Consider the following 25,826-nt stretch of genomic DNA (forward strand, 5'->3'; position numbering starts at 1 on the left):
AAAGATTTACAATGTCACTTTACTGAACACCATTGCGGCATTACATCCCCCGAAACCCGAGGTTGTTTTGAGGTAATGCGCCATGGGCCGTGGCTCTAATTGACTGCTCACCATCAATGGATGGCTGATTCCGGATGAGGCAAAGCCGGCAGTGGGTATCACTACTTCTTCCTCCATACTGTACATGCCAATGATCGCCTCTATGAGCCCGGCTGCACCGAGGGTGTGGCCGTAATACCCTTTGAGGCTGTTCACCGGCACCTGCTGCAGGCCCGAGAGATGGAATGCTTTCGCTTCCATTTCGTCGTTGTACAAAGTGGCGGTACCATGCGCGGATACGAACCCGATATCAGAAGGCTGAACGCCGCTCTGCTGCATCGCCCTGGTAATGGCGGCAGCCAGCTCGGCGCCCGTTCTGGACGGGCCTGAAATATGGTTGGCATCATTGCTGGAAGCGCCTTCGCCGAGGCGGATGGCCTGTTTCCCGGGCAACAATGTTTTATTCTTCGTTAAAATAACGGTGGCTGCGCCTTCGCCGAGCGTAATGCCTTTCCTGTCTGCGTCAAACGGGCGGCAGGGCTCGTCGCTCACAGCCTGGAAAGACTGGAAGCCGGAGAGCACGAATTTCGTCATCACATCCGCACCACATATTACCGCATGGTCGTACCGGCCGGAGCGGATCATCCGCTGCCCGATCAGGATGGCCAGCAGGCCGGAGATGCAGGCATTGCTGATCACCACAGGGCGGTTGGCGGCGCCGAAATATCCCGCTGTTTTGATGGCGGTGTTGTGCAGTTGCATGGGCCTGATATCAGCGCCCAGCCCCTGTTCCAGCAGGGCGATGTTGCCCTTGGTGGTAGAAACGATAAAAGCCGTGCGTTTGTCGCGCAGGCTGATATTGGTTTGCGCCAGCGCATCCCGTATGCTCAGGATGAGCAGCTGCTCAAATTTGGTGTGGCCTGAAAGGCCGGATGCTGTTACCAGCGGCTGCAGCAGCGCGTCCGGTATCACGGAGGCATAGAACCCGCCGGGCTGGCGGCTGATACCGCTTTCCCCTGCGCGCACCCGTTCGAAATTCTCACGGGCGGTTGTTCCCAGCGGGGAAACGATATTTCCCGCAGCTACAAAAACCTCCGTCATATCAAACCCCACTGCTTTTTCCATTCCGCAAAGAAGGGCGGAACGGTGAGTTGTAACATGGACCCTTCTTTGTCCAGGAAAACCTGTACGGAAGAACCGGTGCACACCACTTCGCGGGTTTCCGCGTTGTACAGGGTGTACTCAAAACGGATCTTGGCGGCGTCTGTATGCACGTAGCGGGTTTCCACCACTACCGTGTCGCCATAGCGCAACGGCCGCTTGTAATTGCATTCTACGTTTACCACGGGCACCGTGTAGCCGTGGTCGAAAATATCTAAATAACGCAACCTGTATTTGCTGCCGAATGCCTCGCGACCGTCTTCAAAATACCGGATGTAGTGGCCGTGCCATACGATTCCCAAAGGATCGGCTTCGTTGAACCGGATCAGAACTTCAGCACTCTCGCTCAATACAGGTTGCATGTAATTTTTTATACTAAATGATGAATTATCCGCCGTGGCTGGATTTCCACTCTTTGAATTTTTTCTTTTCGATGTCTTCCACCGCTTTCTTTATACCGGAAAGGTAGTAGTTGGAAAAGCCGAAAGCCATGCCTGTTTTGCCTTCCACGCGCTCGGTAAAGAGCACTTTCCTGGATTTCATATCCACGAAGGTTACATACATAGACACTTCTTTTTTGGTCTTATTCATTCCTTCCATGAAGAAGATCACGCCAACACCGGTTTTGCCGGAGAAGTCATAGCCTTTTACCATAGAGGCAACGTCTTCGGGTTTCAGCAGCTGGTAATCGTCTGAGTTATCGGATTTCAGCTTGTCCGGGTCGGCTTTGGTGTTCCTTTTATTGGTCACGCCGATGTCGGTACTTACTTCATCGCGGCCGAAAGCGCCGGCGAGGTCGTACCTTTTGGGTTCGTTCACCACCTTCTGGTTAATATCAGGGAAATTGTTTTCCACAACAAGGTCTTCTTTGGCGGCGGCTTCACCGATCAGTTTTGTTTTGGTGAAGTCGATACCCAGGTAAGTGAGTTTTACGGACTTGTCAAATACGTCCTTGGCTGTTTGTGCGGTTACTGTGGTTACTGTCAGCATCATTGCCACAACGGGCAGGGCCAGGTGTTTGATTTTCATTGCTTATTTATTTTGGGACACAAAAATCTTCATATCACATTCGGCCATAAGGCGGCCGTTCTGCTTCACTGTACCGTGGATCACCGTAGCGTTGAACACTTCGTGTTCTATCACGATCTCCGTTTCAACGCTGGTGCCGGCGAGCGGCAATTCCAGGATCTCAAGGTTCTGGATCGCGCCGATGAAACCGAGCGGCACAGGTACATTGTGTTTTTTAGCGAGATACCCGATACGCGCGGCGGCGGTTTGCGCAATGTTTTCCACCAGGCCGGGCGCCATGAAAGTACCGTTCTGCACAAATACATTATCTTCCGCGATGTCGAGCCCGGTGCGGATATTTTTGTCCCCTGCTTCCAGCAGGCGGCTGATCATTACGATCGGCGGGCGTTGGGGAATGTATTCCGTGATGTCTTCTTTGTTGATCATGTATTCAGGTATATCTCAGTCCTTCGACCAAAAATCATAATAATTGAACCACTGCAGCGGGTACTGCCGCACTTTCTCTTCCATTACCGCCACAAAATCCTGCATGGAGGCTTCCAGTCCGCCCTGCTTGGCGCCCTGGTATGTTGAGGGCGGAGTTGCGTACAGGTGATAATGTTTACTGGTTTCCTTAAATGCAAAAACGAACGACACCGGCACCCTGAAGGTAGCAGCCAGGAGGAACGGGCCAACCGGGAAGCGCGCAGCTTCTCCAAGGAACGGCACTTCCGCTGTTTTATTCCCCTCCAGGAAACGGTCCGCATGCATGCACACCAGCTCCTGCTTGCTCAGCGCGTCGTGGATAGCGTAAATATGCGATAAATCGTCCTTTAAAACAATTACATTTACATTCCTCCCCCCTGTTATCCCCTCCAGGTAATTTTTGATCCTTTCATGCTCCCCGTCAAACATCACGATGTTGATGCGGGTCTGCAAACGGGTGAACAGGTGGCCTGCCACTTCCCAGTTGCCCAGGTGGGCGCTCAGCAGTATGCCTCCCTTTCCGCCGGAAACCACCTTATGCAGGTGCTCTTCCCCGTCGAACTGGAAGGTGAACCGGTTAGGAATGCCCGCCATCACCACTATCTTGTCTATCAGCGTTTGCCCGAACACGTAATAGTTGCGGTAAACGTTGATCAGCGAGCGGAAACGGCTGTAGCCGGCCTTTTGATGAAAATACTGGTAAATGGATCTGGTGGAACGATAGGAGAAAAGGCAGTAATACATTGCAACAAATCCCAGGAGAAAATAAGCCGGCTGCACTCCTCCATATCGCAAAACACCAATAAATATCCGATACCCCAGCTTATTTCCTTTGGACTTACCCTGCCAGGATGGCATTATACCAACTCTTTTTGTTTAACACGGGCAATTACATAATCATAGAAATCCTGGAAGGTAACAATACCCTGGAAGTCTTCAGGTTTAACCTTAAAACCGAAGTTGTTCTCAATGGCTACCACCAGGTCTATATAGTCCAGGCTGTCCAGCTCCAACGTGGCCTTCAGGTCGGCCCCGGGGGTGATGCTCTCCGGGGCAACTTCAAATTCCTCCGCCAGAAAAGCATTCGTTCTTGTGATGATCTCGTTAATTTCCATAAAAAAGTGTGTTCCAGATATAGGTTGATTAGACAAATAAGCATTCCCGTTTCTCATATATAGGGCCCTGCTACGGCAAAATTATACAAATTATGGCCATAACCCTCGCATACATCCCATTATTGCCATTTCCTGACCACGAGGGACGAGTTCGTTCCTCCAAAGCCAAAAGAATTAGACAAAAATATATTAAAATTTTTATTAATTGTATTGGTAATGATATTTAACCTGGCTGAATCTTCGTCGGGGTTCTCGAAATTGATGTTCGGGGCGATAAAGTCGTTTTGCATCATAAGCATGGAATAAACGATCTCGCTGGCGCCGGCCATCCAGCACTCGTGCCCGGTCATGCTTTTGGTGGAGCTGACGGGGGTTTTGGCGCTTTCGAAGATGGCTGCCAGCGCCTTGGCCTCGCTGGCGTCGCCGGCGGGGGTGGAAGTGGCATGGGCGTTGATGTAGCCGATCTCGGAAGCATTGAGGCCGGATTCACGCAGGGCCATTTCGAGGCTGCGCATAGGCCCGTCTACACTGGGATTGCTGATGTGAGCGCCGTTGCTGGAAAACCCATATCCCAGCACCTCGCCGAGGATGGGGGCTCCCCTGCGCTGGGCAGACTCAAGACTTTCAAGTATCACCGTAGCCGCGCCGCCGCTGGGCACCAGCCCGTCCCGGTCGCGGTCGAAAGGCCTGGAAGCTTTGGCAGGCTCGTCTTCCTTCACGGAAAAGGCCGCGATGGCGTCGAAGTTGCCCATGGCGTATTTATTCACTTCCTGGGCGCCGCCACAGATCACTGCGTCCTGCAGGCCGTTGCGGATGAACATATAACCCAGGCCGATGGCATGCGAGCCGCTGGCGCAGGCCGCGCTCACGCTGAAGTTCACGCCTTTCAGCTTGAAGATCGTGGCCAGGTTCATGTTCACGGTAGAGTTCATGGTCTGGAACACAGACCCGGAGCCTACCAGCATGGTGTCTTTCTTCTCACGGATAATGTCGGTGGCTTCTATGATGGGTTTGGCGGAGCTGTCGTTGCCGAACAGCAGGCCCACTTCTTTTGTGTCGATGTAATCCTGGTCCATACGGGCATTGGCAAGGGCCTCGCGGGTGGACATATAGGCGTATTCCGCCTGTTCCGGCATCATCAGCCGGGCCCTGCGGTCAAGCAGCCCTTTCAGCTCGGGGCGGGTTACATGGCCGGTGAGGCCGGAGCGGTAGCCGAATTGCTTGCGCTCTGCATCCAGCACAATGCCGGAACGGCCCTGGAACAGCGATTCCCGGACCTCTTCCAGGTCTTTGCCGATGCAGGAATAAATACCTATGCCTGTTATCACTACTCTGTTCATGCTCGTTGATCTTTGTATGCCGCTAAATGGTGGCGGGCCAACAATATTTTTATTCAGTTCCGCGGATCAGGAATAAAGGCCGCCATTGATGTTCAGCACTTCTCCCGTGATGTACGACGCCCCTTTTGAAGCGAAGAATGCCACTGCTTCGGCCACTTCTTCCGCTGTTCCGAAACGCTGCATGGGCACCATGGCGGAGAGTTCCTTTTCAGGAAGGCCATCCGTCATATCGGTCCTGATAAAACCGGGTGCAATGGCGTTTACGGTCACATTGCGTTTCGCTACTTCCTGCGCCAGCGCTTTGGTGGCGCCTATCAGGCCGGCTTTGGCGGCGCTGTAGTTCACCTGCCCGGGCGTGCCTTTCAGGCCGGATAAAGAAACCATGTTCACAATGCGGCCATAACGTTTCAGCAGCATGCCGGTAAGCACCAGCTTGGTCACATAAAAAAATCCGTCGAGGCTGGATTCCAGCACGTTCTTCCAGTTGTCTGTGCTCATCTGGAACATCATCATGTCCTGCCGGATGCCGGCATTGTTCACCAGCACCTCTATCTGTTTGTCTTTATTCGCGTCTATCCATGCGCCCAGTACATTCTGCACTTCTTCTTCCTTCCCTACGTTGAATTGCATCAGGGTACCGTCAGATCCTTTGGCGCGGACTGCTGCCAGCGTTTCTTCCGCGGCAGCCGTGTTGCCTTTATAATTGATCAGGATATGGTACCCCTGTTCCGCCAGTTTGATACATACCGCCCTTCCTATTCCCCTGGAACCTCCTGTTACAAGTGCGCAGTTATTTGCCATTAAAATTTTCGTTTATTCTCTGCTGTTATTGTTATTGTACGGGTGACGATTTATGTTTTTTCTCCACAGCAGGTTCTGTCAGGGAAGGTTCATGCCGCATCAGGTAGGCTTTGATCTTCTGCACATCGTTGTAGCGTGGAGCGTCTTCAATAAATTTAGGGAAAATCGCCCTGATGTCCTGGTATATCTTGTAAGAGAAGCCCGCCAGGCGCTCCTGGCAGCCGAGGTAATCCACGGCCTGCAACAGGGTCATTACCTGCACGGTCAATACTTCAAAGGTGTTTTCAATTACTTTATAGGTCATCTGCGCCGCGTTGCAGCCCATGCTCACGATATCCTGGTTGTCATTGTTGTTAGGAATGCTGTGGATATACATGGGGAAGCTGAGGGTCTGGTTTTCAGCAACAGTAGAGGTGGCGGTGAACTGTACACCCTGCATGCCGAAATTGAAGCCCAGTTTGCCGAGGTTCATAAACGGCGGGAACTTGTGGTTCAGCTTGTCGTTCAGCAGGTAGTTCAGCTGGCGTTCGCTCAGCATGGAAAGCTTCGTCATGGCGATCTTCACCTTGTCCATTTCGAGGGAAATGTAGTCGCCATGGAAGTTGCCGCCATGGAATACATTTTTCTGGCGGTGGTCCACCACGGGGTTGTCGCTCACTGAATTCAGCTCGCCCACCACGATGTTCTCCGCCTGCACCAGGGTGTCGTAAATGGGCCCCAGTATCTGCGGAACGCAGCGGAGGGAATAATACTCCTGTACTTTATCTTTAAATATCTCTTCTTCCAGTTCCTTGTAAAGGTGATCGGGCCTGTGGCGGATCATTTTACTGCCTTTCAGCATGCCGCGCATCATTTCAGCCACTTTGTTCTGGCCGTTATGTTTTTTCACGACATTCAGCTCATAGCTCAGGTGATCATCGAACGCTTCCACCACTTCGTTGATCATGGCGCTGAGGCTGCAGCTCCAGAGCAGCAGCTTGCGCGCTTCGATGATGTTCACCAGCGCAATACCGGTCATGGCGGAAGTGCCGTTGATCACGGCGAGGCCTTCGCGGATGTGCACGTCCAGCGGTTTGAGGCCGAGCTGGGCGAATATTACCGCGGCGGGATGTATTTCATCTTCATACAGCACGTTCCCCTCGCCGATGAGCGCATGGGCCAGGTGTGCAAGCTGCACGAGGTCGCCGCTGGCGCCAACGCCGCCATGTTCATATATACAGGGGTAAATGTTGTGGTTGATCATGTCGCGCAGGAGGTGCACCAGGTCTGTATGCACGCCGGAATAGCCCTGCATGAAGCTGCTGAGGCGCGCGATCATGAGGCTCTTGGTGAGCACGGGGGCCAGGCATTTGCCGGCGCCGGAGCTGTGACTGCGGATGAGATTGTATTGCAGCTGGAAAGTGTCCTGTTCGGGGATGCGGTATTGCGCCATCGGGCCAAAACCCGTATTTATACCGTAAATGAGCTTTTTTGATGAGAATTTTTTCAGGAACTCAAAGTTGTCATGCACATTTTTAACAGCGGCTTCGTCCAAAACCAGCTCCTCCCCTCCAAACAGTACTCTATGCACTTCTTCCAAAGAAAGCACCTTACTTCCAAGTACGACCATTATCTTAAATTAAATTATTTGTTTATGTAAAAAAGTGCTCAAAAATAGTATAAAGATGGATTTTTTTTAATATCCCCTATAAAATTTTTATCACTGATAACTTTCCTGTTACCGGCTTGGCATTCAACTAGTTTTATCGCTGTTGCAGGTCTCCGTTCTTTCGGTTAATTTTTGGCTTCAAGACACGTAAAAACGCTGCCGGACAGCGTTTTCTGGTGTAAATGTATTACTCTTCCGCTATATTTTCAGGGGGAGTCACTAATATTTTATCAATACGGTGGGCGTCCATGTCTACTATTTCAAAGGTAAAGTCCCTCCATTCCAGTTTTTCGCCTGTCTGGGGTATGTGTTCCAGGTGGTGGAGGATGAAGCCCGCGAGCGTATCGAATTCCTGTTCGAACTCCGCCATGAGGTCTTCCATGTCGAATTCGCTGAGAAAATCGTAAAAAGGTATCTGGGCGTCAATGAGATACGAACCATCATCCCGTTTCACCATGTTGTAATCGTCCTGCCCGGTTTCGGGCATATCGCCCACGATAGCCTCCAGGATGTCGTTCAGGGTGATCATCCCGAGGAAAGTACCATATTCGTCCACGATAAACGCGGCATGGATCTGGGTTTCCTTGAATTTTTCCAACACCTGGTAGGCGGTATTGTTGTCCGGGATGAAAAGGGGCTTCTTCATCACGTCTTTCAGCACGGCCAGGTTGCCGGCGGCGTACAGGTCCTTGATGGTGAGAATGCCTTTGATATGGTCTATCTGGCCCTCGCAAACGGGGTATACGGAGTGCGGGGAGGCTTTGATCTTGCGTTTGTAGCTTTCGCCGTCCTCATGAATGTCCAGCCAGATGATGTCTGTCCGGTGGGTCATGAGGGAGGTGATATTCCGGTCTCCCAGGTGGAAAACGCGTTCGATGATCTCCTGTTCTGTCTCTTCGATGGCGCCGGAGGAGGTGCCTTCGCTGATGATGGCCTTGATCTCTTCTTCCGTCACATTGCTGTCTGACGAGCGTTTGAGCCCGATGATCTTCACCAGCCCGGTGGTGGAGCGGCTCAGCAGCCAAACGAAGGGGAAGGTGAGGCGGGAAATGAAGTACATGGGCTTGGCCACCAGCTTGGCGATCACTTCGGGGTTGGCCAGCCCGATCCTTTTAGGCAGCAGTTCGCCCAGTACGAGGGTGAAGTAGGTAACGCCGATAACGATCACCGCGGTGGCGATGCCGTTGGCGTATGGCGCTAACAGCGGCCAGTGGCTGAAATAGAGCTTTACGTCCTCTTTCAGCTGTTCGCCGGAGTACAAACCGGTTAAGATCCCGATCAGCGTAATGCCTATCTGTACGGTAGACAGGAATGTATCCGGGTTATTGGATAATTTAAGAGCGGCTTTGGCTTTATCGTCCCCTTGCCTGGCTGCATTCTCGAGCCGCACTTTCCGTGCGGAAACCAAGGCTATCTCCGCCATTGAGAAGATACCGTTGAGCAAAATAAGGACGAGGATAATGACGACTTCCATAATATTAAGCCTAAAAATAATTAATTATTCAAATATCAGTGTAACAAAAGCTAAAGCAATGCCGGCGGCAATGGCCAGCACCTTCTGACGGCTTAGTTCATGATGTTTGGTACCGCTTTCATAAAAGATAGTGGTGGAAATGTGCAGGAACGCACCTACCACCAGCGCCACCACGTAAACCAGCGAATTTGTGACTACTTCAAATTCCCTGCCCAGCTGCGCAGCCAGTATAGCGGATAAAGGAGTGATCAGTGAAAAGATGACGAGTATCCTCCACAATTGTGTTTTGGACTGGTGCGCATGCATCATCACGGTGATGAGCGTGAGCGCTTCCGGCACTTTATGCGCCATCACCCCCAGCATCAGCGAAGGAAGGGCGGATTGGTCCTCGTAATTGAATCCCAGCGGGATGCCTTCCATAAAAGCATGTATGCTCAGCCCGATCAGCAGCGGCAGCACTGCCACATGGTGCTGGTGGCCGGTTGCGGGCAGGTGCGTGTGCCCGTGTTCCATACCGTGGCTCAGCTGTTGCAGGAAAACCTGCAAAAAGAAGCCCAGCACGATATAAATGCCCGCGGAGTGGCCCAGCTCGTGGTACACTTCGGGGAGAAGATGCATAATCGTGATCCCGAACAGGAATGCGCCCGTAAATGCCAGCAGGTAAATAGGCAGGCCGGGATGCACCCGTTTAAAAAGCATGGGGATCATACCCCCGCCGATGGTGGCGGCCAGTATCAATATCAGGTATGTTAAGTTCATGTTGTCAGTTCCGGTTCCAGTCTGATCCTTCGTTGAAAAAAGCCTCCGCTCAACGTGCCCGCCAGCATTCCCAGTAAAGCGCCCCCCACAATGTCAAGCGGGTAATGCACGCCTACATATACCTGGGAATAACATATTACCGCGGCCCACACGAAGAACAGCCAGGCCCATTTCCCGATCTGTGGTCTTAAAGTTATAAAAGAAAACATCGCCAGCCCGAAATGGTTGGCAGCGTGAGATGAGGTAAAACTGCCGCTCCTCGGGTAATAATCCACCAGCACCCGCACATAAGGCGCTATCACGGGGTCGTTCCCCGGCCGCAGGCGGCCCACCAGGTTCTTGAAGAACATGCTGGACTGGTCCGTAATGGCGAAGGTGATAATGAAGAATACGATCCAGAAAAAGCCCTTCCAGCGGAAGTTGTACGGCACAAATATGAGCAGGAACAGGTAAAGCGGCGCCCAGAAATAGGGTTCGCGCATCCAGGGCAGCAGGAAGTCAAAAAATCCGTTCGTCCATTTGCTGTTGATATAAAAGAACAGTTTCAGGTCCCAGGTAAGCAGGTCGTTCATCAGCCAATCGGTTTTTGTGCAATGAGGATAAGCCTCGGGGAGTGCTCCTCATCGAAGATATTGAAATGATAGTCGCCGAACACATCGGTGATCTGCAATCCCTGCAATGCAAACATCTCTTCAAAGTCCTTCCGGCGGAAGGCGCTCACGCTCTCGGTGAAAGTGGCCCGCAGCAATTGTTTTTTATCGAGGATGTGGATCTTTTTGAGGAATTTGCCGCCCTCCATCTCGCGGTGAATATCAAACACAACATGCTCCAGCTCTTTCACTTCGTTTTCCACCAGGTGGGCGGCGGCGTACACGCTGTTGAGATAGTCCAGCACGAGCTTGCCGCCGGGCTTCAGGCTGTTGGCCAGGGTGCGCAGCGCATTGTCATTCTCATGGCGGGTGTCGAAATACCCGAAGCTGGTAAAGAAATTGAACACCAGGTCGAAGTAATTGATCCTGAACGGCAGGCGCATATCGTGCTGGAAAAAGCTGAGATGGTCGTTTTCCAGCTTGCGGGCGGCCGCAATGCTTTCTTCGGAAAGGTCTATGCCGGTTACATTGAATCCTTTATCTGCCAGGAACTTGGCGTGCCGTCCCCTGCCGCAGGCCACATCCAGCATGAGGGCGCCGGGCGCAGGATGAAGGTATTCCACGAGCTTGGCAATAAAAGAAGAGGCCTCCCTTTCATCCCTGTTGCTGTACAGCAGGTGATAATAAGGTGAATTGAACCAGTCTTTGAACCATTGTTTCGGAACTTCCATTCTCTGCGCTGTGTTATCTCGGTTTCTTGTTGTTAAACATCAAATATCGGGAGCTTTCGTAAAACCCCCGCGTTAATTTATCGAGGGCCGCCGCTGTTTCAGGGTGTTTGTCCTTTACATCCCTGAACGGATCGGCCTTCAGGTCATACAACCGCATGTCGCCGGATTCAAGCCCGATCTCGCAAAGATACTGCTGCCCCTGCAATGCGTAAAATGATTGCAGGTTGCGGGTGTAGGTAATAAAAGCATAACGTTCGCCCTTATACGTAGTGGTATCCAGCATATCCACGCCCATGGTGTAATTGGTGAAAGGGATGCCGGCCAGCTTTGCCACGGTGGGATACACGTCCAGCAGGCTGCCCATGCGGCTGATCTTCTGCGGTTTGAGCAGCTTCGGGTTGTAAATGATGCAGGGAACGTGATCCACGAAAGTGCCCATCTCGTATTCGGGCAGCGGCATGTGCTTGAAAGGGTTCAGCCGCGCGCTGTGGTCGCCGAAGAACACGAAAATGGTATTGTCCAGGTAACCGCTCTGCGCCGCCTTTTCCATCAGGTAACCGATGTTGTAATCCAGGTACCGCAGGGCATTCAGCTGGTCTATAGACAGGAAGCCGCTTTTTTTGAAAGCCGCCATATCAATGTCTTTCTCCGTCACTTTCTTAAAATCCCCTTTCCCTTTGGTGGTGGTATAGGGTTCATGGTTATCCGCTGTTTGCAGGTAGGCGATGAACGGCTGCTTCCGGTCGTGCGCGGCCTTGAATATCTCGTCCGACTCTGTAATGAGGTCGAAGTCGGAAACGCCCCACACGTCTGCCTTTGGCGCTTTGAAATACCCTTCTTCGTAAATTTTAATGCCTTCCACGTTGTTGGTGAAAACAGCGCGGATATTGGCCCAGTTGGTGTTTCCGCCGAGCAGGTAATATTTTTCATACCCGTCGAACTGGTCCATGATCACCCGCTGGTCCACAATACCGGGGTGGCGGCTGGCGGTTTTGAACTTGCAAACATCGGGCAGGCCGGTGGTAACACCGAATACTGTTTTGGCGGTGCTCATGGCGGGTACGTGGAAGTCGGTGAACAGCAATCCCTGGTCTGCCAGCTTTTGCATGTTGGGCGTGGCCTGCATGGGATTGTTGAACATGCTCATCATAGCCGCCCCGCCCGATTCCAGCATCACGATGATCACGTTCTGACGAGGCCTGGCGCTGTCTGCCGCAAAGCTCCGCGCATAGTTCAGCTTGTCCGCATCGGGATGGTCTACCCCCAGGTATTCCGCGATGGGTGCGTAATATTGGCGGGTCTTTTCCCGGTCGAACGTATCGTCTTTCACTGAAAAGCTGGAAATGAAATAGGTCACGGGGTTGAGGGCCAGGCTGGTGATCCCGTTGTCCCTGGTGAACATGGCCTGGCTCCAGCGGAGCGGGAAGTAGGCCAGGTTGCCGTAGATACCTGCGCTGAAAAGCAATACCAGCGCCACTACCCAGGCTGCATACCGTTTAGGCCGGAGGGGCATGCCCTCTTTGCCGGCATAACGCCGGAAGATGGTCCTCACGCTCCAGTTCACCAGTACCAGCAACAGCACGATCCCCAGCAGGCCCCACACTACAGGATAACTTTCCCACAGCATCCGGGCGTTGGTAGCTCTTTCGCCGGCGGCCAGGAAGCGCGTCACGGAAGGGTCTACACGGAGACCGAGATAGCTGTAATGCCCCAGGTCTACCACGTAAAAGAAAGTAAGCAGCAGGTATATGACGAAAAAATACCAGTAATTGATCCGGCGGAGCGCCCCGGTGCCGAAAAGCCGGTCGCGGGCAATGACCGCTATAAGCCCCACGGGGATCATCAGTACAAGCGCGAGCCGCAGGTCGAATTTCAGGCCCAGGCCCCAGGCTTTCAGGATCACCGCGGAATCGCGGATAGTGCTGGTAAAGAAAAAGCTGTAGAAGATCACGCGCCAGAGAACCAGGAATCCGAACAGGTAAAGGGTTTGCATGAAAACATACCGGATATACCTGGGTATGCGCGACCAAATATGACTCATTATATTATATTCTCGTTAAATTTTATACGTAGCTGCAAATATAGCCTAATTGCGGTAACAAGTACGATACCGAGCGCCTTATATGTTTTTGGATTGTTATCGCCACTGTTATTTTGGTTGTTATCAAAAAAAAATATTTAACTTTTAAGCATTGATAAGCTGTCATGTGAAAAAACTCCCCTATTCTTTTTTTTATTGTCTGTTACCCGGTCTCCTGCGCCCTGTTAACCGGGAATGCAGGAAGGGACTTGTGTGCGAAGGTGAGGGAGACCGAATAAGTCAACCATAAAAGCATGGCAAAACAACATTCCATGGATGAGCAGTATGTGAAACACATACTTGAAATGCTGCAGCTGGCGCCGTCGGGAGCTTTCCTTGCCAATACCGACGGGAATTATTTTTTCGTGAACGAAGAATGGGAAAGGATCTCGGGCCTCAGTTTCGATCAATCGCTGGGCATGGGCTGGACCAACATTATTGTAGCGGAAGACCTGCCGCGGGTGAAAGCCATTATACAGGATGCAATTGAGCACCCCGGCGAAGGCGCCATAGATTATGAATACAGGATACAGCATCAACAGGGCGTCCGTTATTGCAGGTCGCACGGCAGGATGGTGATGGACGAACACCGTCAGCCGCTTTACATCATAGGCTACATACAGGATGTTACCGAAGAACGGCAACACACCTTCCGCCTGCAGGAGCTGACGGCCAGCCTGGAACGGCTCACCAAGCTGATGAACGAAAGCGAAGGCCTGAGCAAGACCGGCGGCTGGGAATATGACCTGGACACCCGGGAAGTTTTCTGGAGCCCGCAATGCGGCAGGATCATGGTCAACGATATGGCGGAGGATTTTGTGCCTGACTTTAAACACCTGCAGGCCATATGTGCGGAGCAGGAGCATGCCAGGGACCTGGAAAACTGCGCCAGGCGGGCCATTGAAGAACATGAGCCATATGATTTTGTATTCCGGCACGTGATGGGGAAATGGCTGCGGGTAATAGGCGTTCCGGTTGTGAAAGACGGGAAAGTGGCAAAGCTGCAGGGCGCGTTGATGGATATTACAGACCGGAAAGAAGATGAGCTGGCGCTGGCCCGGATAACGGATGCCCTCATCCGCAGCAAACAATTGCTGGAGATCAGCCAGGAGATCAGCCAGACCGGCGGATGGGAACTGAATCCCCAGACGAGGGAAGTATTCTGGACCCCGCAAACCTACGCTATCTACGGCATGCCCGCAGATTATGTGCCCACCCTCGACGACAGCCTGAGCTACTTCAGCGAAAGCGATGCGGAATACATCCTCACAACGCTGGACCAGGCCATCAGGGAGCAGCGTACCTTCATCCTGGAGCTAAGGACCGTCACCCCCGGCAACGAAAAAAAATGGGTGCGGGTAATTGGCGTACCGCTCGTGAAAGACGGACAGGTAACGCTCGTGCAGGGCGCCATCATGGACATCACCGCCAAAAAGGAAGATGAACTGGAACTGATCAAAGCCAAGAACACCGCGGAAGCAGCCGCCCTGGCCAAAACAGAATTTCTGTCCGTAATGAGCCATGAGATCCGGACCCCGCTGAACGGGATCATCGGCACCACTACCCTCCTGCAGCTCAATCATACACCCGAACAAAAAGAAGAGATCGACAACCTTTCGTTTTCCGCGAACCACCTCCTGCAGCTGATCAATGATATACTGGACCTGCATAAGATAGAAAGCGGGAACCTGGCGCTGAGGCCCACGGAGGTAAGCCTTTTTGAGCTGGCCAGGGATGTCACCAACCAGTTCAGGTCCCTTGCAGAGTTGAAGCATATCCGGCTGGAAAGTGTTGTGCATACGAATGTTCCGCAAAAGATCATGGGCGACCCGGTGCGCCTCAACCAGATACTGAACAACCTGGTCAGCAACGCCGTCAAATACACAGACCAGGGCGCCGTGACCATCACCATCCGGGCCTTGTCCGTTACGGATAAGCGTATCGAGATACATTTCTCCGTGAAAGATACCGGCATCGGCATTCCGCCGGAATACCACGAAACCATCTTTGAGAGTTTTAAGCAAGTGCAGCAGGCGTCTTCCCGCAAACATGCAGGCACCGGGCTGGGGCTGGCAATCACAAAGAAACTCATAGAACTGCACAATGGTTCCATTACCCTGAAAAGCGATATAGGGGAAGGAACTGAATTTTCTTTTAACCTGAAATTCGATCAGCCCATGTACAATCACAAACCCGCAGAACCGTCCTCATCCCTTGTTGCCGCCTACCGGAAAAAGCTGGGCAGCCTGAAAGTGCTTTTCGTGGAAGACAATGCCGTCAACGCAGCCGTAGGCAAGCGCCACCTGGAATATTTCGGTATTACGGGAGATTTTGCGGTGGATGCAGAAGAAGCGCTGGAACTGCTGAAGCACAATTCCTACCACATGGCCTTCGTGGACCTGCACATGCCGGGCATGGACGGCTATGCGCTTTCAGAAGCTCTCAGGAACGAATACCCCGATGTATATATCGTTATTTTCACCGCCGATATCCTGAACGACGTGCGGGTGCGGTTGGCAAAGCTGAATATCTTCGACATCATGAGCAAACCCTTCAAGCTGGAAGACATGCTCAATACCCTGTTGAGAGTGATGCAGGTGAAATCCATCGGCCTTACACCTTAATCGCAGCGTCATAAATTGATAATCAATGTTTTGAAGAAGCACTTCCATGCCGCCCGGAAATACATGCCATTTTTTAATATTATGTTCATAGCAAATTAACAAGTGGTATAAAGTTCTAATCGACTATCTTTGCTGTCCTAAAAAAATCCAACAATTGTGGCACTGATTAAATCAATTTCGGGCATTCGCGGAACGATCGGCGGGAAACCGGGAGAAGGCCTTTCCCCTCTTGATGTTGTGAAATTCACTGCCGCTTACGGCACCTGGCTGTTGAAGCAGAACGCAGAGAACAGGAAAGTGGTGATCGGCCGCGACGGGCGTATTTCCGGGGAAATGGTCAGGAATCTTGTGGTATCCACCCTGAACGGTTTGGGTATCGACGTGGTGGACCTGGACCTCAGCACTACCCCTACGGTGGAGATCGCCGTAACCATGGAGCAGGCCGCGGGCGGCATTATTCTCACGGCCAGCCATAACCCCAGGGAATGGAACGCGCTGAAGCTCCTGAATGCCAAAGGTGAATTCATTTCCGGTGCAGACGGGGCCGAGGTGCTCGACATTGCAGCCAGGGAAGATTTTGTGTTTGCAGATGTTTCAAAACTCGGCACTTACCGTACAGACGATTCTTATCTCCAAAAACATGTGGACCTCGTGGTGAATTACCCGCTGGTAGACGTTGCCGCCATCAAAGCCGCCAATTTCAAAGTGGTGGTGGATGCGGTGAATTCCACCGGCGCCATCTTCGTACCGGCGCTGCTGAAGGCCCTGGGCGTGGAAGAAGTGACCGTACTGTTCGGCGAGGTGAACGGCAAGTTCAGCCATAACCCCGAACCCCTCCCTGAAAACCTGACGGCCCTTTCCAACGAGGTGAACAAGTCGCAGGCAGACTTCGGCATTGCCGTGGATCCTGATGTGGACCGCCTTTGTTTCGTATGTGAAGACGGCAGCATGTTTGGCGAGGAATATACCCTGGTGGCGGTGGCCGACTATGTGCTGAAGCACAGGAAAGGCAATACCGTGAGCAATCTCAGTTCCACCCAGGCTTTGAAGGATGTTACCCTCAAAAACGGCGGCGAATATCATCCTTCAGCCGTGGGCGAAGTGAACGTGGTGAACCGCATGAAAGCCGTGAACGCTGTGATAGGCGGCGAAGGCAACGGGGGCATCATTGTGCCTGACCTGCATTACGGCCGCGATGCGCTCATCGGCATCGGGCTGTTCCTGAGCCACCTGGCGCAAAGCAAAAAGACCATGAAAGCCCTCCGTAACTCCTATCCCGATTATTTCATTTCCAAGAATAAGATCGAGCTGGACAAAGGGATTGACGTGAAAGAGATCTTCGAAAAGATCAAGGGCAAATACAAGAACCAGCCCCAGAACACCGAAGACGGCCTGAAGATCGAGTTCGACAGGGACTGGGTGCACCTGCGCACGTCCAATACTGAGCCTATCATCCGTATTTACGCGGAAAGCCAGAACGAGACCACGGCGGATAACATTGCCCGGAAGATCATGCAGGATATCAAGGAATTTATATAATTCCTATAGACTTAAATATACATGAGCGGATGACGGAACAAACCGTCATCCGTTTTTGTTTATGGCTAATTCCTTAAATTTGTGGCACTTTTTAGTCAAAAACCAAACCACCGCAAGAAATTGGAAAGGATCTACTTCGACAATGCCGCCACCACGGCGCTTGACAAGGCAGTATTGGATACCATGCTGCCTTATATGACCGAAAAATTCGGCAACCCGTCCTCCATTTACTCCTATGGCCGGGAATCCCGCCTTGGAATTGAAAATGCCCGCAAAACCGTTGCTAAGATACTCGGCGCCCACCCCGGGGAGATATTTTTTACTTCCGGGGGCACCGAAAGCAGCAACACCGCTATCACCGCGGCCATCCGTGACCTGGGCTGCCGCCACATCATTTCCTCTCCCATCGAGCACCATGCCACCCTGCATACGGTGGAGCATGCCGGGCATAAGGAAGATGTAAAGTTATCCTGGGTGAAGCTGCTGCCCAACGGACATGTGGACATGGACGACCTCCGCGCGCTGCTGGCAGGCTCCAAAGAAAGGAGCCTGGTTTCGCTCATGCACGCCAACAACGAGATCGGCAACCTGCTGGACTTGCATGCAGTAGGTAACCTGTGCAAGGAATTCGACGCCATTTTTCATTCCGACACCGTGCAGACCGTGGGCCACTACCCGTTTGACCTGCGCAATACGCCCGTGCATTTCATCAACGGCGCCGGGCATAAGTTCCATGGCCCGAAAGGCGTAGGCATCCTGTACATCAACGAGAATGTGAAGATCACCCCTTACATCCAGGGCGGCTCCCAGGAAAGGAATATGCGCGCAGGTACGGAAAACCTTTACGGCATTGTAGGGTTTGCCAAGGCGCTGGAACTGGCTACGGCAAACTTTGAAGAGCACAGCAGCTACATCAACGGCGTGCGCCTGTACATGGCAGAGCAATTGCAGAAACACATTCCCGGCGTCAGCTTCAACGGCGACCTCTACGGCCGCAGTCTTTACACTGTGCTGAACGTTTCTTTCCCCAAGTCGGAAAAGAGCGAAATGCTTCTCTTCAACCTGGACATCAACGGCATTTGCGCCTCCGGCGGCAGCGCGTGTACCTCCGGTGCGGATGCAGGCTCTCACGTGATCCGCGCCATCAACAACGATCCGAACAGGGTTGCGGTGAGGTTCTCGTTCTCAAGGCACAATACGAAAGAAGAGGTGGATAAAGTGGTGGAGAAGCTGAAGGAACTGATCTGATTATTTAATTGAGATATTGAAGAACCGCTTTGGTGTGATGCTGAAGCGGTTTTTTATTTGGGGTGGAAAAGAAAAGGCGCCTTACCAGGCGCCTATTTTATGTGCAATTTTTTTTATTTCTTTCCAGGTTTCTACAAAAAAACTAAAATCAACCCCTTCTGTTACATATTCGGGCTCGGGAGTTAAAATTTCCACATTGTCCATCCCGGGTAAATTAACCCGGCGGCGCAGTGTTTTCTTGTCCTGTAATTTATAAGAATTCTTTTCCATAAAATTACATTTCGCTAAAGTTAGTGATTTTTTCAATTATGCTGATCGGTTGCTTGTGATCTTTCGCCCGCTTAACATGAAAACCCAAACAAACAAGGTAGGGCAACGTTGCAAATATCGCAAATGAAAATGCCCAGCTGTAAAACCGGCTTTTCCGCTTGTAAATAACGTTGTTTCTGCTTACTACACTCTCCAGCTCATAAATGTATCCCGCTTTTAGCCTGGAATCCGTATTTGCATGATCATTCCCCTCTTCCTCGTATTTTCCTTTATAAACCTCGTAATAGATCCTGGGCTCGGAAAGATACACGACGTCCACTGGTATCAGCAGCCTGATCGTAAAAAAGATAGAGCACAAAAGGAACGTAATAAACAAGTAAAATGCAACATGATGCAGCCAGTGGCATTCATCATCCATAAAAAAAAGTGATTGAATAATAGGAATAAGAAAAATTGCAAATGCGGAATAAATAACCAGTAGTACTGTAAATTTTTCTACATACCTGTGATAAGCATTCGAATATTGTTCTATTCTTTTCTCATTCAATTCAATGATGTAGTCAAAGTCATAAAATGATCCCATAAGTGTATCGGTTTTTCTATCTATAAAGACAGCAAAAACTCATACAAGGGTGACCTCATTTTCACATATTTGTTTTCGCGATGGCACAGATTATCACTATGAGTACCGTGTGATCACATCGTAGAACCTGTCCCTGTATCCTTCACTGATCGGGATGGATTGGTTGGCGATCATCACGGTATTTCGCTCCACCGAATTGATCTTATTCATCGCTACCAGGTAGCTGCGGTGCACGCGCATAAATTTATCTTTAGGCAGGCGGCTTTCGAACGACTTCAGGCTTTTGAGCGTAAGCACCGGCTGGTGCGCAGTGTAGATCTTGATGTAATCTTTCAGCGCCTCGATGTAGAGGATGTCTTCGAGGTTGATCTTGATGATCTTGTATTCTGTTTTCACAAAGATGTAATCGGTGTCCGCCGTCTTCGGCTGCACTACGCTCAGGTATTCCTGCGCGCGCGTCACCGCTTTCATAAACCGTTCGAACGGGATCGGTTTCAGAAGGTAGTCCACTACATCCAGCTCAAACCCGTCCAGCGCATACTCTTCATACGCGGTGGTGAATATCACCATGGGCGGATGTTTCAGCGATTTCAGGAATTGTATGCCGGTGATGTCCGGCATTTTAATGTCGAGGAAGATCAGGTCCACAGGCTCTTCCTGCAAATACCTCAGCGCGAGCGCGGCGTTCTCAAAAGTTTTCAGCTGCATGGGAACGGGCGCCTTCGCGGCAAAATCGGCAATGATCTCCAGAGCCAGCGGCTCATCATCCAACGCTAAGCACTTCATCATGTTTCAACGCAATTTTAAGGTCAGCAATATATTCATCTCCATGCTCGCGGACAGTTATGGTATGTGCATCATTATATAATAAACTCAACCGTTTGAGTGCATTATTCAATCCTACTCCCCCTTTCTCCGCCACACGCTGCCTGAACAGCCGGTTGCGCACCACCAGGTGCAGCACCCCGCCGGGTTCTATGTGTAAACGGATATTGATGAATGCTTCTTCCCTGTAGCTGACCCCGTGTTTGAAAGCATTCTCCACGAAGGGTATCAGCAGCATGGGCGCAATCTCCAGTCCCGCAGGATTGCCTTCCTGGATAAACTCCACGGGAATATTGCGCGTCATGCGTAAGCGTTGTATATCGATGTAATCCTGTAAATACCGCAGTTCGCTGCCCAGCTGCACTTTATCCTCGTTGCTCTGGTAGATCATATACCGCAGGATGTTGGACAGCTTCACCAGCGCATGTTCCGTTTCAGGAGAGCGGCGGTGGGCCAGCGAATAGATCGTGTTCAGGCTGTTGAACAGGAAATGCGGGTTGATCTGCGATTTCAGGAATTTCAGCTCTGCGTTCAGGTTGGCCAGTTTCAGGTCCTCTCTTTGTTTTTCACTTTTGAACCATTCCAATCCTATTTTGATGAACCCGCTCATGAAGAGCATCAGCAGGGTGAAAGTGGCGCTCTTGCGGAAGATCTCCGGGAAAAAGAAATGCCTGATAAAAATGCTGTCGCCCAGCGGCAATGGCACAGCAGGCTGCGTGATCATAGCGGTATCCGCCGGGCCAACGCTATCCGTAAATCCTACCGCTGTTACCACCGGCCGGCTGTTGCGGTAGCTGGTGATCATATGTTTCCGCCATCCGCGCCGCACAATATGCAGCGACGGCTCATCGTCCAGTATCGCGCCTCCCCTGATCAGCACCCTTTCTCCCCGCGGCGCCATCATGCCGGGCTCAGCAGCAACGGCCATCCCGAATGCGCCTGCCCTCACGGTCAGTATCCTTTTCATGAACTGGTACTCCACCAGTGCCTGCTGCACGCCGATGAACAACAGCGACAACAGCACGAACCCGATATAGATACCGATCCGTTTCAGCGTGAAGAAACGCGGGATCAGCACATAGATGTTCAGGTAAAAAAGCCCGATGATAAATAATGTGTTGATGGCCTCTTTCAGGTAAAAAAAATGATCCTCCACCCTGATGCGGTATATGAAGAATGGAAACAGGAAAAGACAAAGCCATGCGGCCACGTGAACGGCCACCAGCACTAACTTATTCCTGAAAATATGCCTGATACTGATCATAGGTGTGAATCGGCGATAAACTTACTTCACATACTCTTAAGCAAGTGTTAAAAGAGCTGCCGAGACTCTTAAGCAAGTGTTAAAGTTACCGTGTGAGTTGCAGGCTGTCCACTTCCCTGATGCTGAGCGACGGGGACCTGCGGCTCTTTAATTTGGATAATACCAGCTGGCCTGTCCGTTGTGCGTCGTCCCTGCTTTTGAATGGATGATAACCGGGAATGGCGGGAATGTGTTCCTGGAAGATGAGCGGCTTCCCTTTTTGAGTGATCCTGTAAGCCCACCCATATTGCGTTTTTTCCGTGGTAAGCCGCAGTATTGACTGCCGGCGGCATGCCAGCAGTGTCAATACAATGGCTGCGAATAAGCATAATTTCCTCATAAGTTGCGTTGGCTTGGATATCAATCGTCTTCGTTGTAGGTTGCCTCGGGGTCGAAGCTGTAAAGGTCATCGAAATAAGAGCCGCTGCTGCGGCCCGTGGTCAGGTACAATACGTTGTTCAGCGTGAATCCCACGGCGCCCGTTCTTGCCACGCCTTCAAAATCCCTCCGCTGTATCCACATGTCTGTAGCAGGATTGTATTCCCAGGTAAGCACGGAGTTCCCTCCTTTGGTGCCGGTGCTGATGTAGGCTTTGTTGTTCTTCACAAATACCACCGCGTTGCTGCATGCGATGTCGTAGTCGTCATCATAATCCTGGTCGTCGTTGGTGTTGGCGATATCGCGGAGCGCCACCCAATCGTCCGCATCCGCATTATACATCCAGAAATCGATCTTGTTCTCACTGTTGTTGACGCCGGTGGCGATGTATGCCTTGTCCTGGATCACAAACGCCACGGCTTCCGTACGCTTGGTACCTTCGAACGATTGCATCGGGTACCATTTGTCTTCGGCGGGAACATATTTCCATACATCCTTCAGCGCGCCATCATGGTAGCCGGTGGCCACGTAGCCGTTCCCTTTCACCGAGAAGGCCACGGCATCTTTGCGCGACAGGTCCAGTGCGGGATTGGGGCCGATGAGCTTTGCTTTTCTTTCCCAATAACCCTTCGACGGTGTGTAGGCCCAGAAGTCGTTCAGGCGGTAGCCCAGTTCGTTCTGCCCGGTGCCCACATAGGCGGTCTGCCCGATCACCATGGCCACTGCGCTGCTGCGCGCATCAGCGCCGGGAGGCAGGTCGGCGCTCTGCGCCCATCCGCTGCGCGACGTGTACTTCCAGAAATCGCGTAAATAATCCTCCCCGTTGAAGCCCGTTCCCAGGTAAGCCGTATCCCCGATCACGAACGACACGGCTTCGGCCCTCGGGTCGCCGGCCAGTTCCGACAATTCCACCCAGTTGCCGACCTCATCGTCATCATTGGGGTCTTTAGAACACCCGGCCAGCAGGCCCGCGAGTATCCAGCAATAAATTCTTGCTTTCTGCATAAATAGTTTTTTTAACACGGCCAAAATTATCCGGGGAACTGTTATGGGTACTTTAAAATAGACGGACAAAGGGCATTTAAGGACGAATAAGCGGTTTTCGTCTGCCAACCCTGCCGTTTTACCGCTTTGCCGGCAAACGGCCTTTATTCGGCTTAAAACACCACTCGCCGGGAAATAACCGGGATTGACCGGCAAAAAGCCGGGGCCTGCATATTACCGCCCCATCGGGCTGGCTAAGCTGATTATCATTGCGCAGCTATGCAACTTACAAACCATTGCTTAATGAAGCGGTTAAGTATGCTGGCCGCCATGGCCTGCTTTTCCGCGTGTGACAAGAGCGGATTTTCATATGATAACGTGATCGACGGGGGAAACGTGCAGTACTCACTGATGGATACTCTCCAGGTGCAGATGCGTACCGTGCAGATGGATTCCGTACGTACTTCCGGCACCGGCACCGGCCTCGTTGGCAGCTATACCGATCCCGTGTTCGGGAAATTCACATCCCATACCACATTCCGTGTAGGCCTTCCCGTTACCACCACACCGGAGCTGCGCGCCATTTATGATTCGCTGGAACTGATCATCAGGCCGGACGGGCATTATTATGGCGACACCCTCCCGCCGCAAAGGTTCCAGGTATTCCAGCTCACCCGCCCGCTGCTGCTGCCGGACGATTACACCGTGCTGTGGAGCCACCAGCAGTTCCCCATCGCAGCTACGCCGCTGGCGGACGTTACGCAATACATCCGCCCCACTTCCGGCAACGCCGTTCATTTAAGGATGGACGATGCAAAAGGGATCGAATTATTTGAGATGCTGAAGAACAAATCGGACGACCTTTCCAACGAAGACTACTGGCGGGATTATTTCAAAGGGCTGAGCATCCGCGGCGTGAACAATACCGCGGCATTCCGCCTGCTCATGAACGATACGGCGGTGGTGATGCGGCTGCATTATCACATCGCGAAAGAAACGGTAGAAGAAAAAACGGTGGACTTCCGGATGAACCTGCCCGAGCTGCAATTCAACTCATTTACCTACGACCGGGGCAATACGCCTCTCGCCGGCCTGAAAACCGGCGCAGAAGGCCTGCCCGGCGAAACGACGGAGAACCGCACCTTCGTGCAGCCGCTCACCGGCGCAGTGACCCGCATAGACTTCCCCTCCATTGCCGGCCTGCAGGAACTGGGCCGGTACGGCCGCATCATGCAGGCGGAACTGATCATAAGGCCGGACAACGGCACACTGAAAGATTACCCGCTGCCGCCGCGGCTTACGCTTACGCTGGCAGATAAAAAGAACATCGTGGTGCAGGGCGATACGCTCTCTTCTGCCGCTGGCATCCAGTATGGCAACCTGCGGCTGGACAAGCTCTATCCTGAAAACAACCAGTATTCCTGGGACGTGACAGAATACTGCCGCGCCATGATGACCGCCAATGTGTACACTTACCGGGGCCTGCTGCTGGCTGCGCCTTTCAGTGAGTATCATACCCAGCTAAACCGCCTGGTGGTGGGCAGCGGCGGCAACAGGAAGTACCGTGCGCAATTGAAAATCTATTACCTGTTATACCAATGATGCGAAAATATACCATCGGCTGTTTGTTGCTGCTGGCCGTGCAGGCGCAGGCGCAGAAAGGCGTGAACTCGCTGTATTCCGCTTACGGCATCGGCGACCTCGAGGAAAAAGATTACGGCCGCAACTTCGGCACCGGCGGCGCCGGCATTGCCCGGCCTTCCGCCAATTTCCTGAACGAGCTCAATCCTGCTTCCTACGGCCGCATTCCCCTGGAAACTTTCTTTTTTGAAGCCACCGTTGCCGCAAAATCGATCCAGTACAACAGCTCCACCATCAGCCAGTCTGCCGGCGACATTGCGTTCAAACGCATTGCATTAGGCTTCAAAGTAAATCCCCGCTGGGGGCTCAGCTTCGGCCTGATGCCATACAGCCGCGTGGATTTTAAGCTGGTGAACAATACGCACATCGCAGGCACGGAATCCGAGATACAGAACGCGATCGAAGGCACGGGCGGCATCAACCGGCTTTATTTTTCGAACGGCATTAAGATCAGTAAAAATTTTTATGCAGGATTATCGTCTGCCTTGCTTTTCGGGCCGGTCACGATTACAGACAGCCTGGGGAATAACGAGATACATACGGAGAAACGCTCCTTCTACCGCAACTTCAATTTCACGGCAGGTTTGCAATACACAGGCAAGGCAGGCGCCTGGGATGTGGGCGCCGGCGCTACATACCGCTGGCAAACCCGCCTCCATAGCGAAGATGAATTTTCAATCCGGGACGCGAACAACAATATGCTGTATGAGGGCAACAGCAGCACGGGAAATTATTACCTGCCTGCGCAGCTGGGCATCGGCCTTTCGCTTTCCAACGAGCACATCACCTGGCTGGCGGATTACCGCAGGCAGCAATGGGAAGGGCTTAACGGGAAACATACGGATTTTAAATACGTGAACTCGCAGCGTTTCGCGGGCGGCATGGAGTATTCATTCTACAAATATTATTTCGACAGGAAAACAGAGGGTTTATCGATCCAGGCGGGATTGAGCTATCACACTGGGTATATACAAGTGAAAGGCCAGAAGATCAATGATTTCGGGCTTTCCGTGGGCGCGTCCCTGCCCAGCAGAACCGGCCACTTAAGGTATTACCTAGGGCTGGAAGGCGGGCAGCGCGGCACGTCCGCCAATGGCCTTATCACGGAATCTTATTTCAACATCGTGCTGCATCTCGGCCTGCGCGACAACTGGTTCTTCAAACGCAAAGAATTATAACACGGCCCGGCGGGTAAAAGG

Annotated in this window: 25 protein-coding genes; 5 read left to right on the top strand and 20 right to left on the bottom strand. The window is 52.0% G+C overall.

The genetic code is table 11. From position 1 onward, the window contains the following. Positions 1 to 6: 6 nt before the first annotated feature. The 14 genes from R3I13_RS14450 to R3I13_RS14515 all read right to left on the bottom strand — a co-directional run bounded on the left by R3I13_RS14450 (position 7) and on the right by R3I13_RS14515 (position 13,193). Positions 7 to 1,140: a beta-ketoacyl synthase N-terminal-like domain-containing protein gene (locus R3I13_RS14450; protein WP_346318674.1), complete on the bottom strand. Its 1,134-nt coding sequence runs from the start codon at positions 1,138 to 1,140 to the stop codon at positions 7 to 9. Next, positions 1,137 to 1,562 (bottom strand): acyl-CoA thioesterase, encoded by a 426-nt coding sequence (locus R3I13_RS14455; protein WP_346318675.1) that lies wholly within the window; start codon positions 1,560 to 1,562, stop codon positions 1,137 to 1,139. The genes R3I13_RS14450 and R3I13_RS14455 overlap by 4 nt, the downstream gene beginning before the upstream one ends. A 25-nt stretch (positions 1,563 to 1,587) precedes the next feature. Next, the gene (locus R3I13_RS14460) at positions 1,588 to 2,229 is read right to left on the bottom strand and encodes a hypothetical protein (protein ID WP_346318676.1); all 642 of its coding nucleotides are present in this window, start codon (positions 2,227 to 2,229) and stop codon (positions 1,588 to 1,590) included. Positions 2,230 to 2,232: 3 nt separating this feature from the next. Then, on the bottom strand, positions 2,233 to 2,655 hold the full coding sequence (locus R3I13_RS14465; RefSeq protein WP_346318677.1) for a 3-hydroxyacyl-ACP dehydratase: 423 nt from the start codon (positions 2,653 to 2,655) through the stop codon (positions 2,233 to 2,235). A gap of 15 nt (positions 2,656 to 2,670) precedes the next feature. Continuing rightward, positions 2,671 to 3,489, bottom strand: coding sequence for a lipid A biosynthesis acyltransferase (locus tag R3I13_RS14470; protein ID WP_346318678.1), 819 nt, complete (start codon positions 3,487 to 3,489; stop codon positions 2,671 to 2,673). 62 nt (positions 3,490 to 3,551) lie between these two features. Further along, positions 3,552 to 3,809, bottom strand: a complete 258-nt coding sequence (locus R3I13_RS14475; protein ID WP_346318679.1) for a phosphopantetheine-binding protein — start codon at positions 3,807 to 3,809, stop codon at positions 3,552 to 3,554. A gap of 119 nt (positions 3,810 to 3,928) precedes the next feature. Continuing rightward, positions 3,929 to 5,149, bottom strand: a complete 1,221-nt coding sequence (locus R3I13_RS14480; protein ID WP_346318680.1) for a beta-ketoacyl-[acyl-carrier-protein] synthase family protein — start codon at positions 5,147 to 5,149, stop codon at positions 3,929 to 3,931. Positions 5,150 to 5,215: 66 nt separating this feature from the next. Further along, positions 5,216 to 5,950, bottom strand: coding sequence for a 3-oxoacyl-ACP reductase FabG (gene fabG, locus R3I13_RS14485; protein WP_346318681.1), 735 nt, complete (start codon positions 5,948 to 5,950; stop codon positions 5,216 to 5,218). Positions 5,951 to 5,981: 31 nt separating this feature from the next. Then, the gene (locus tag R3I13_RS14490; RefSeq protein WP_346318682.1) at positions 5,982 to 7,559 is read right to left on the bottom strand and encodes an aromatic amino acid ammonia-lyase; all 1,578 of its coding nucleotides are present in this window, start codon (positions 7,557 to 7,559) and stop codon (positions 5,982 to 5,984) included. Between the two features lie 226 nt (positions 7,560 to 7,785). Continuing rightward, positions 7,786 to 9,072 (bottom strand): hemolysin family protein, encoded by a 1,287-nt coding sequence (locus R3I13_RS14495; protein WP_346318683.1) that lies wholly within the window; start codon positions 9,070 to 9,072, stop codon positions 7,786 to 7,788. Positions 9,073 to 9,096: 24 nt separating this feature from the next. Beyond that, positions 9,097 to 9,831, bottom strand: coding sequence for a ZIP family metal transporter (locus R3I13_RS14500; protein ID WP_346318684.1), 735 nt, complete (start codon positions 9,829 to 9,831; stop codon positions 9,097 to 9,099). Then, the gene (locus tag R3I13_RS14505) at positions 9,828 to 10,403 is read right to left on the bottom strand and encodes a phosphatase PAP2 family protein (RefSeq protein WP_346318685.1); all 576 of its coding nucleotides are present in this window, start codon (positions 10,401 to 10,403) and stop codon (positions 9,828 to 9,830) included. The genes R3I13_RS14500 and R3I13_RS14505 overlap by 4 nt, the downstream gene beginning before the upstream one ends. After that, positions 10,403 to 11,152: a methyltransferase domain-containing protein gene (locus R3I13_RS14510; protein ID WP_346318686.1), complete on the bottom strand. Its 750-nt coding sequence runs from the start codon at positions 11,150 to 11,152 to the stop codon at positions 10,403 to 10,405. The genes R3I13_RS14505 and R3I13_RS14510 overlap by 1 nt, the downstream gene beginning before the upstream one ends. A gap of 13 nt (positions 11,153 to 11,165) precedes the next feature. After that, positions 11,166 to 13,193 (bottom strand): sulfatase-like hydrolase/transferase, encoded by a 2,028-nt coding sequence (locus tag R3I13_RS14515; RefSeq protein ID WP_346318687.1) that lies wholly within the window; start codon positions 13,191 to 13,193, stop codon positions 11,166 to 11,168. A 293-nt stretch (positions 13,194 to 13,486) separates the two neighbouring features. Between R3I13_RS14515 and R3I13_RS14520 the strand changes: the two genes are divergently transcribed. The 3 genes from R3I13_RS14520 to R3I13_RS14530 all read left to right on the top strand — a co-directional run bounded on the left by R3I13_RS14520 (position 13,487) and on the right by R3I13_RS14530 (position 18,643). Beyond that, the gene (locus R3I13_RS14520) at positions 13,487 to 15,856 is read left to right on the top strand and encodes an ATP-binding protein (RefSeq protein WP_346318688.1); all 2,370 of its coding nucleotides are present in this window, start codon (positions 13,487 to 13,489) and stop codon (positions 15,854 to 15,856) included. Positions 15,857 to 16,012: 156 nt separating this feature from the next. After that, entirely contained in the window at positions 16,013 to 17,395 is a 1,383-nt protein-coding gene (gene glmM / locus R3I13_RS14525) for a phosphoglucosamine mutase (RefSeq protein ID WP_346318689.1), read from the top strand. Between the two features lie 120 nt (positions 17,396 to 17,515). Further along, entirely contained in the window at positions 17,516 to 18,643 is a 1,128-nt protein-coding gene (locus tag R3I13_RS14530) for a cysteine desulfurase family protein (RefSeq protein WP_346318690.1), read from the top strand. An 81-nt stretch (positions 18,644 to 18,724) separates the two neighbouring features. On the opposite strand, the gene R3I13_RS14535 is transcribed toward R3I13_RS14530, so the two are convergent. From R3I13_RS14535 to R3I13_RS14560, 6 genes are all read right to left on the bottom strand, one after another. Continuing rightward, a complete protein-coding gene (locus tag R3I13_RS14535) occupies positions 18,725 to 18,913 on the bottom strand; it encodes a hypothetical protein (RefSeq protein WP_346318691.1) in 189 nt (62 codons plus the stop codon). Positions 18,914 to 18,917: 4 nt separating this feature from the next. Beyond that, positions 18,918 to 19,496 carry a hypothetical protein gene (locus R3I13_RS14540; RefSeq protein WP_346318692.1) on the bottom strand — a complete coding sequence of 193 codons (579 nt, stop codon included), beginning with the start codon at positions 19,494 to 19,496 and terminating at the stop codon, positions 18,918 to 18,920. A gap of 96 nt (positions 19,497 to 19,592) precedes the next feature. Continuing rightward, positions 19,593 to 20,285 (bottom strand): LytTR family DNA-binding domain-containing protein, encoded by a 693-nt coding sequence (locus R3I13_RS14545; protein ID WP_346318693.1) that lies wholly within the window; start codon positions 20,283 to 20,285, stop codon positions 19,593 to 19,595. Continuing rightward, positions 20,260 to 21,585 carry a sensor histidine kinase gene (locus tag R3I13_RS14550; protein ID WP_346318694.1) on the bottom strand — a complete coding sequence of 442 codons (1,326 nt, stop codon included), beginning with the start codon at positions 21,583 to 21,585 and terminating at the stop codon, positions 20,260 to 20,262. The genes R3I13_RS14545 and R3I13_RS14550 overlap by 26 nt, the downstream gene beginning before the upstream one ends. Before the next feature lie 85 nt (positions 21,586 to 21,670). Next, positions 21,671 to 21,964, bottom strand: coding sequence for a DUF4907 domain-containing protein (locus tag R3I13_RS14555; RefSeq protein ID WP_346318695.1), 294 nt, complete (start codon positions 21,962 to 21,964; stop codon positions 21,671 to 21,673). A gap of 20 nt (positions 21,965 to 21,984) precedes the next feature. Then, positions 21,985 to 23,007, bottom strand: a complete 1,023-nt coding sequence (locus R3I13_RS14560; RefSeq protein WP_346318696.1) for a hypothetical protein — start codon at positions 23,005 to 23,007, stop codon at positions 21,985 to 21,987. 282 nt (positions 23,008 to 23,289) lie between these two features. Between R3I13_RS14560 and R3I13_RS14565 the strand changes: the two genes are divergently transcribed. Together R3I13_RS14565 and R3I13_RS14570 are read left to right on the top strand one after the other, a co-directional pair. After that, complete coding sequence (locus R3I13_RS14565) at positions 23,290 to 24,588, top strand: DUF4270 family protein (RefSeq protein ID WP_346318697.1); 1,299 nt, start codon at positions 23,290 to 23,292, stop codon at positions 24,586 to 24,588. Continuing rightward, a complete protein-coding gene (locus R3I13_RS14570) occupies positions 24,585 to 25,805 on the top strand; it encodes a hypothetical protein (RefSeq protein WP_346318698.1) in 1,221 nt (406 codons plus the stop codon). Before R3I13_RS14565 ends, R3I13_RS14570 begins: the two co-directional genes overlap by 4 nt. Positions 25,806 to 25,826 lie beyond the last annotated feature (21 nt).

The organism is Chitinophaga sp. YIM B06452, from assembly GCF_039655965.1.
Taxonomy (GTDB): Bacteria; Bacteroidota; Bacteroidia; order Chitinophagales; family Chitinophagaceae; genus Chitinophaga.